9 protein-coding genes are annotated in these 7,863 nt (G+C 40.3%); all 9 read right to left on the reverse strand.

What is annotated here, in order from left to right:
- A partial coding sequence (locus tag A3761_RS18460; protein ID WP_197473110.1) for a thiamine pyrophosphate-binding protein occupies nt 1-972 on the reverse strand: 972 nt, incomplete at its 3' end.
- A gap of 2 nt (nt 973-974) precedes the next feature.
- The gene (locus tag A3761_RS18465; RefSeq protein WP_068739555.1) at nt 975-1,838 is read right to left on the reverse strand and encodes an FkbM family methyltransferase; all 864 of its coding nucleotides are present in this window, start codon (nt 1,836-1,838) and stop codon (nt 975-977) included.
- Between the two features lie 16 nt (nt 1,839-1,854).
- Nucleotides 1,855-2,697 carry an SDR family oxidoreductase gene (locus A3761_RS18470; RefSeq protein WP_068739557.1) on the reverse strand — a complete coding sequence of 281 codons (843 nt, stop codon included), beginning with the start codon at nt 2,695-2,697 and terminating at the stop codon, nt 1,855-1,857.
- 45 nt (nt 2,698-2,742) lie between these two features.
- Nucleotides 2,743-3,807 (reverse strand): alpha-ketoacid dehydrogenase subunit beta, encoded by a 1,065-nt coding sequence (locus A3761_RS18475; protein WP_068739559.1) that lies wholly within the window; start codon nt 3,805-3,807, stop codon nt 2,743-2,745.
- Between the two features lie 21 nt (nt 3,808-3,828).
- The gene (locus A3761_RS18480) at nt 3,829-4,815 is read right to left on the reverse strand and encodes a thiamine pyrophosphate-dependent dehydrogenase E1 component subunit alpha (RefSeq protein WP_197469989.1); all 987 of its coding nucleotides are present in this window, start codon (nt 4,813-4,815) and stop codon (nt 3,829-3,831) included.
- The gene (locus A3761_RS18485) at nt 4,815-5,468 is read right to left on the reverse strand and encodes a class I SAM-dependent methyltransferase (protein ID WP_197469990.1); all 654 of its coding nucleotides are present in this window, start codon (nt 5,466-5,468) and stop codon (nt 4,815-4,817) included. The genes A3761_RS18480 and A3761_RS18485 overlap by 1 nt, the downstream gene beginning before the upstream one ends.
- A gap of 28 nt (nt 5,469-5,496) precedes the next feature.
- Nucleotides 5,497-6,303: an SDR family oxidoreductase gene (locus A3761_RS18490; RefSeq protein WP_068739563.1), complete on the reverse strand. Its 807-nt coding sequence runs from the start codon at nt 6,301-6,303 to the stop codon at nt 5,497-5,499.
- Nucleotides 6,296-7,087, reverse strand: coding sequence for an SDR family NAD(P)-dependent oxidoreductase (locus A3761_RS18495; protein ID WP_068750653.1), 792 nt, complete (start codon nt 7,085-7,087; stop codon nt 6,296-6,298). Before A3761_RS18495 ends, A3761_RS18490 begins: the two co-directional genes overlap by 8 nt.
- An 8-nt stretch (nt 7,088-7,095) precedes the next feature.
- A partial coding sequence (locus A3761_RS18500; protein WP_231881256.1) for a hypothetical protein occupies nt 7,096-7,863 on the reverse strand: 768 nt, incomplete at its 5' end.

Genomic DNA, 7,863 nt, shown 5'->3' on the forward strand with positions numbered 1-7,863 from the left:
ATCTATTTTCAGGTCATTACGTTCAAACTTTTCAAGCTCATTCTTATCAATATCCACTACAGCCTTCCAAGCCTGCCTTGCAAAAGTATTTACAGGAGTACCAGTGGCTTTAGTGTCGAGACGAGTACCTAAAGCTAAGACAAAATCAGCATTCTGTATCGTAAAATTCGCATAACGACTACCATGAGTTCCGAAAGTGCCCACCTTCAGAGCGTGACTATCAGCTAAAATATCTGAAGCACCCCATGTTAGCACTACGGGTACACCTAGTTTATCGACTAGTTCAGAAAAAAGGTCTTCACACTTTGCTAAGTGAAGGCCCCAACCAGCGACAATAACAGGTCGTTTACTGGTCTTTAACTTACTGACAATGCCGTTTACTGCCCCTAATGTCTGAGGAGATAAGGTCTTGCATTCAAGCTCTGGGGAAAAAGCATCTAACTGTTCCGGCTGGATATCAGTTCGTTGAATATCATCGGGAATATCAATCAGTACAGGCCCAGGTCTACCAGACTTCGCAATATAAACAGCTTTTTGGAGTTCTTTTTTTATATCATGGGGGTTGCGAATTTGTTTAACGTATTTGGTAACCGGTCGACACATTTCAGTGATTGGTGTTTCTTGAAACCCGGTTTGTCTAACGCCAGAGTCTTCAGATAAACGAAATGTCGATACTTGCCCTGTTATAAATACAGCAGGAACGGAATCATAAAAACAGCCGCATATTCCGGTAATTAAATTGGTTGCGCCTGGCCCGCTTGTTGCGATAGCGAGCCCAATATCATTGGTCACGCGCGCATAAGCATCAGCAGACATAGCTGCAGACTGTTCATGATGACAACAAATGTGTTCGATATTTTCCGTGTTATATATGCTATGAATGAGATGCAAAGAAGCACCGCCAGTAACAACAAAGGCATGCCGAACTCCAAGTTCTGCAAAAAAACTTGCTACATAATCCGATAATTTCATTGTTAGTCCCAAGGCATTTTAGGTTTAGTCGAGATAAACAATGAGCCCTCTTTATAAGAAACAGGCATATCTGAGAGTTCCTTAACTTCTAACCAGTTTTCTTTTTGTGAAAACAAGGAAACGCCAATGCTTTGAAAATGCTCAAAAATTAATTCTGCATTGTGACTATTCCCAACTTCAACAACCGCATCTGTGCTCACCCAATCATCGTGCCCAGTAGCAAGTAGAATCCTAGCCTCTTCACCTTCAGCATCGAGTTTAATCAGGTCAGCATCTTTAAGGATCGACCTGATATCCAAAACTGCAACATCAAACTCTTCAAGGTCTCCATAAAGGTTTTCCTTTGCTCCGGTCAAGTGACTTCCGGTGGTATTTCCAAGTATTCGGGTAAACTGTCTTGTTTCGGAGGTATCTGATATTGCAGCTTTAATTGGTGTCACTAACGTTTCAACACCATTTAGCTCTATATTTGCTTGCAGGTGATCGAAGTGGACTGGGTCAGGCTCATAGCAAGTGACCTGACACCCTAGCTTTGCTAGTATTATTGAATGCACTCCAATATTGGCACCGATATCGATTACATTTTGGTACTTAGGCTTATTGCATCTGTAAAACGAAAATAGAATAAGCTCATCCAAGTCAAACAGATTAACCGAGTCTACCGCCCCCATTTTAAAGTAGGGAACTTTAATATTACCAACACCATCAAGGTCGAACTCTTGCTTTCCAGACTCTCCAAAGATGGTATGGAGATCTTGATGAGCAGTCTTTTTAAGTTCGGTATATAAAGAGTTTTGTGGTGAATGATGTTGAGGTAAAGCGGCTAGAAAGTCTAAATAACCATTAATATTAGTGGCGTCATTCATAATTTTTGTCTTATCTTTAATTTATAGAATCTTTAAACGAGTGCTCACCAAAGTTCAGATCATCATTAGCGAATCGCCTCAGTTTGCCCGCATTACTATCGTTTAAAAGCACTTCATTCAACTTACTTGAGCCCCATGCATCGTGCTGAACACTAAAATTTCTCCCGCCAACGTATTCTTTAGGCTGACCTGATAACCAATCTATACATCTAATTACTTCATCAATCGAACCAAAATTTCTATCCTTTATTCTTTTCACCGTCTCATCATAAGAACCGCCAGCCAACCCTTTAGCGTTTAGTGTTTCTTTATGAATCTTAGTATCTATCCAACCAGGACCTATAATAGAAAATCTAATATCCGGCATTTCTGAATCAAGTAGCTCTGCCATTTTAATAAGGGAAATTTTACTAACTGTGTAGGCACTAAATCGATCAGCAGTACCGTTAGTGCCACCACCAGCAAACAAAAGAACAAGAGCATTTACTCTATGGGAGGCTAGCATTTGGTGGATGACATAGAGTTGATTAATAAAGTTAATATTTATCGATTCGGCCCATAACTCGAAATCACAACTTTCAAATAAGCCTATAGGCTCAAGAGATCCCGGAGCAACGATAAGCTCGTCCCACTGAGCGCATTTATCGACAATTTCTTTACAAGCTAAACTCAGGCTGCCACGGGATTCAAAATTAGCTCGGACAAGCTCTCCTCCCTTGGATATAATATCTTCAACCTGAGACGAATGTGTTCGATAAGTCCCCAACACCCTCCACCCATTTTCTAAACGAGACTTAGCTAGCTCATAGCCGATATCGCTTGAAATCGAAAAAATGACAACAACCTTTGAACGTGACATTAGGTGTTGCCTTTTTTTATTTTCATACTCAACATCATCTTTTACCTAAAAAGGTCCTGTAAACCAATCACCAGGCACATCATGATGACCGCTTTTCTTTAAACACTTGCTATCAACGTCAACACCTAGCATTTGCGCTACCTTTAATGAGATAGCTTCAGCATCAATATAATACTCTTTCGTCAGTGCATAACTGGTTGGCTCGGCATAATCTGGCTTAGCCATAATTTCGGGGGCCTGTTTCAAATCCGAGAACGACGACTTTACGACACGACTCACTACTTCTGATGCAATGGAGCAAGTTTCATGCCCGTTATCCAAAACCAATAACCTTCCCGTTTTTTTCACAGAGTTCTGAATAGCACTAACTTCCATAGGAGCGATAATATTTAAATCTATTAACTCACAATCAATGCGATAATTCTTTCGTAAAAAGCTAATAGCAATCTTTGCTTCTATAACTAGGTAGGAGCTAGCAACAATTGTGATTGCATCACCGCTTAATACAACTGTATTTCCTGCCAAAGGCTCTATAATATTCTTGCTCATGTTTACCAAGCCTTTTTGTTGATGTAACCAACGATGCTCAATAAATACAACCGGATTGTCATCAAAAATACTAGCCATCATTAGTCTATATGCATCGTCTGGTGTCGAAGGCATAACAACTTTAAGCCCCGGGATATGCGCAAACCAAGACTGTAAGCTCTGACTATGTGTTGGTCCTTGCCCCCAACCGCGCCCAACAATTAAACGAATAACCATTGGCACCTTAGATTGGCCACCAAACATAAAGTGCCATTTAGCAGCATTGTTTACTAGCTGATCCATTGCCAATAAAAAAAAATCTAAACGCTGACTGACCATAATAGGCCGCAAACCATTTATAGCGGCCCCGACGCCGACACCAAGCATACTATTTTCAGACGTTGGGGTATCAAAGACACGTTGATTGCCATGCTTGCTAACCAAACCCTTTGTCGTACCAAATATGCATGTAGGATCATTAATACCGAGCCCATAATAAATCACACTTTGATCCATAGACATTGCGTCATCGCTAGACTCGAGAATAGCTTCTCCAAAGGTTATTTCTTTGATATTTTTCATAATTCTTCTTAAGAAAAGTGGTTATGCGTACATAACATGAGAACTGTTTTTGGGATTCGGGAAGGGAGAGTTTTCTGCAAAATCAAAGCTCTCTTCAACAACCTTAATAACATTACTTTTAAGTACCTCAATTAACTCTTCTGTTATAAGGTGCTCTTTAAGCAATAACTTTTCGAGCGATAAAACAGGGTCCCTCTCTCGCCAGGATTGAACTTCAGCTTCATCCCGGTAATTTAAGTGGTCATCATAATTCGGGCCACAATGCTCTCGCCAACGATATGTTTCAAGCTCAACAAATGCTGGCCCTTCTCCAGACCTAATTAAAGCCAATGCTTCTGATAAAATTGAATGGCACTGAAGTGGATCATTACCATCACCACACCAAGACTTTAAACCGATACCATTCGCCACGTCAGTAATCTTCCGACCGAGTGGCTGCCGGCACTCCAAAGAGGAATAAACAGAATATCGGTTATTTTCACAGACGAACAATACTGGCAATTTCTTAACTGCCGCAAAGTTAGCTGACTCATAAAAGCTACCTTCTTCAATCGCACCATCACCGAGATAAACAACAACAACACCCTGCTCTTTTTTAATTGATTTAGCTAAAGCCAAACCTACACCTGTAGGAATAGTGCCACCGACAATGGCCGTGCTTCCCATAAAGCCAACACTCCTATCAATCAAGTGCATCGAGCCACCAAAACCACCTGAACAGCCTGTTGATTTACCATACAACTCAGCAATTAGCCTTTTAGGGTCGCCCCCTTTTGCTAAATAATGTGCGTGTGCCCGGTGAGTCGATACGGCCTGGTCATTATCCATATCTAATAACACACTCAATACAGCTGGCACACATTCCTGGCCAATACTTAAATGGGTGGGGCAACGCATTTTTCCAGAAGCGTATCGACTCGCAATACCTTCTTCTATTCCTCGAATCAAATACATTGACTCAAAAATAGCTTGACAAGTGGCACCTGAAATAGTTTGTTTATTTGTCATTATGGGATAAACCAGTAATAATCGCCGGTGTAGCCGACTTCATTAAAGAAAGCCTTCCATTCATCAACGTGCATCATGGTTTTGGCGGTAAGGTTCCATGCTTCCATACGTTCTTTTTCTTCATCGTTTCTATAAGCATCTACAGTAACAAATGATTTACCTTTAGAGACTCTTTGTATTTCAGTAAGAGACTGTGCCAAGTCATCTTTTGACAGGTTATGTATCGTATTTATAGAAATAACCACATCCATACTATTCGTATCAAAAGGGAGTTCAAGAGCATTTGCTACAGAAAGGTAAGGCTTAACCTCCTCTTTTGCATTTTCAATTGCATATTCAGAAATATCTATTCCATGCAATTCAATACCCGGAATCGCTTCCATCAAATCATAAAGCATAAAACCTTTTGCACAGCCAACATCCAAAATAGAGGAACTAGAAGTTAAGCTAAAATGATGTCTAAATGTTGGTATCACAGGCTTCCAAAACCTTGGCATATAGCTAAATCCGCCATACCCATACTTTCGATCACCATCAAAAAACTCTTTACCAAACTTACGAGCAATCTCTCTGGCTGCTTCATCTTTATGCTCTAAGCGCCCAGTTAAATCACGTTTAGTTTTTGGATAGTTCTCAAGCAAATCTATTTCCACAATAAACCCTATTGTAATAACGTTAATATCAACATGTTTTTATCTTTCCGCCGTCAATAACAAAGTTAGACCCGGTAATGTAAGAAGCTTCTTCAGAAGCAAGAAACCCGACTAACGCAGCGATTTCCCCAACGCTTCCAAAGCGTTTTAAAGGCACGTTACCTACGGCACGCGCGTTTTCTTGATGCGCAATTAACTCAAGAGCTTGGCACTCTTCTATCGCCTTATTCTGGATATACTCCTCCCAGCCTTCCGTAGCAACCATACCTGGAGATATACAGTTTACGGTTATATTATGGTCAGCTAAATAATTCGATAGATACTTAGAAAGATTGATCAGCCCAGCCTTATTGAAAGCATAATGTGGATTAAAGCTTCCTGGCTGGATGGCGGTTACAGAAGATATGTTTATGATACGAGCAGAGGAACTCTGCTTTAAATAGGCCATCGCCAACTGACAAAAATTCACAGCGGTTAATACATTTAGGCTATAGCAGTCCAACCAGTCCTGTTCAGTTAAGTCCATAAACTCACCAGTTCTTACCCCCCCTAATCCACCACAATTATTAACAAGAATATCAATCGTTCCATAGCCGCTTACTGCCTTTTCTATGACTAAGCTAACCCCTTCTTTAGTCGTCAAATCAGCAGACACACCTATAGCAGCATACCCTAGTTGCTTAAAATCGTGGGCAATTTCCTCCGCTTTAGAGCGTGCACAAATAACAACATTTGCACCATTTTTTGCAAAGTACTCAGCTGTAGCCAAACCAATGCCTTTGGTGGATCCTGAGACCAAAGCCGTACGTCCTTTGAAGCTATTGCTATCAAGCATTTGTCTGCTCTACTTGGTTGAGGTTCCAGACTAGATTCCAAGGTTCTTGAACAGTCAACCCACCATCAATACATAGAACTTGGCCCGTAATAAAGGCAGATGCTTCAGACAAAAGGAACAAACAAGGATTTGCTATATCAATATCATGGCCAATTTTTCGGAGGGGGTGCAGACCGCAGGCAAGCTCTCTATATTCCAGGTTGTCCTCTCCGTAAAACCGGCTTTTGTGCTCGTTATGAACGAGAAAACCGGGCTGAACAGCATTCACTCGAATATTATATTTCCCCAGATGAATTGCAAGGTAGCGCGTTAACTGATCTATACCTGCTTTTGCGAGGTGGTAGGTAATACTTTCTGAACCAACTAAACTAGAACAAATTGAAGAAACTAAAAGTATGCTTGCCTCAGATGAGTTCTCTTTCAATGCTGGAAGTAAGCTTTGAATCTGAAAAAAAGCTGACTTTAAGGAGAGGTTGATATCACTATCCCACTGCTCAGATGTTAAGGACTCTACATCACCTGCGCCTCTTCCACGAACAATGTAAATCATCGCATCTAGGCCACCTGCCAGCTCAGAGACCAGTTGCTCATAACAGGGCGTAGAACTCTCTGCATCAAAGATAAAATACTTTGCCCGAGCTAGAGTTTCTTCTTGGGGCTCTTTATCGAGTAAAAATAGATTTGCTCCTCCCTCGTTAAGCTGAAAAGCCAACTCTTTACCAAACCCCTTTGCGCTGCCGATAATCAATACATTCTTATTTTTAAATACTTTCAAATCTATCATGATTCTATTTAACTTCCATGATGGGTTACAGCAGTTCGGTACAATTCATGAATTGGAGCTCGCATTAAAATACGCCCTTTTCCTTCAATCGTTTCACAACCATATTGCTTAATATAGGTTTGAATTAAATCAGATTGCCCCGGTGTATGCTGAATATCTATTCTGTTTTTCCGTTCCATAAAATACCTATCAGGGTCGACTAAATAATCATGCGACTGAATACCTTTTAAATCGAAATTTGTATCGAATGAATATTGCTTATCCATACTTAGAAAATCATTCTTTTTCATTAAACTGATTTGCTTCAAGTCATCCAAATAGACATCGTAAACATCGGACCACTTGTTCACCTTTTTAATCAAGTATTTAGCTTCACTATAAATCAACTCATGGAGTTCTTGTTGATAATTGAATACCGCCAATGCTTTACCCATAACCATTTCATTCGTACCATCAGTATTATTAATTATTTTTTCTGGGTCCTGATGAAAGGCTTCTAATAATTCGTCTTGAGTGTCCCACAACCCGAAACTGCTAGCTTCCCTAAACTTGTTATACAGTTCATTCAACACATGACTCTGCTTTCTAACCTTGTTGTATGATTGATATATCAGCTCAAACCATGAAATTCCTAGATACAAAAGAAGCCCTTGCAGCTCCTTAAACATTCCAGAGTTATGGAACACTTCTATAGACAAATTTAACTCTCTACAATCCAAGTACTCCTTATGAGATAAGGTACTATTTGCAATGCAGATTTCCTCAAACTCCACAGA

It is taken from the genome of Oleiphilus sp. HI0123, from assembly GCF_001635315.1.

What these genes read in the sequence shown, in the direction of transcription:
- A3761_RS18495 (WP_068750653.1), bottom strand. Translation starts at nt 7,087, where the DNA reads ATGATAGATTTGAAAGTATTTAAAAATAAGAATGTATTGATTATCGGC.
- A3761_RS18470 (WP_068739557.1), bottom strand. Translation starts at nt 2,697, where the DNA reads ATGTCACGTTCAAAGGTTGTTGTCATTTTTTCGATTTCAAGCGATATC.
- A3761_RS18490 (WP_068739563.1), bottom strand. Translation starts at nt 6,303, where the DNA reads ATGCTTGATAGCAATAGCTTCAAAGGACGTACGGCTTTGGTCTCAGGA.
- A3761_RS18465 (WP_068739555.1), bottom strand. Translation starts at nt 1,838, where the DNA reads ATGAATGACGCCACTAATATTAATGGTTATTTAGACTTTCTAGCCGCT.
- A3761_RS18480 (WP_197469989.1), bottom strand. Translation starts at nt 4,815, where the DNA reads ATGACAAATAAACAAACTATTTCAGGTGCCACTTGTCAAGCTATTTTT.
- A3761_RS18475 (WP_068739559.1), bottom strand. Translation starts at nt 3,807, where the DNA reads ATGAAAAATATCAAAGAAATAACCTTTGGAGAAGCTATTCTCGAGTCT.